Raw genomic sequence first — 240 nt, 5'->3', positions numbered from 1 at the left:
GTATTGGTAGTGCAGTTGCACTGGGGTTTGTGCATACACTCGGGGAATTTGGCTTAGTGCTGATGATTGGTGGCAATATACAAGGGGAAACACAGGTTGTTTCTGTTGCTTTGTACGACTATGTAGAGTCGTTAAACTATGCCGCGGCCCATCAGCTTTCACTTCTTTTACTGGCTATTTCATTTGCGTGTTTAGTGTTGTTATTTAAATTTAATAAAAGCATAGTGGGGGTTAAGCAAT

1 pseudogene is annotated in these 240 nt (G+C 41.2%); it reads left to right on the top strand.

The annotated features are described in order from the left end of the window. Positions 1-240: pseudogene (locus R2R70_RS22845) on the top strand (molybdate ABC transporter permease subunit); the annotation flags it as partial.

This window comes from Cobetia sp. SIMBA_158 (assembly GCF_046566945.1).
In the GTDB taxonomy this organism is placed as follows: Bacteria; Pseudomonadota; Gammaproteobacteria; order Pseudomonadales; family Halomonadaceae; genus Cobetia; species Cobetia amphilecti.
This window is presented reverse-complemented; position numbering and strand designations above follow the sequence as displayed.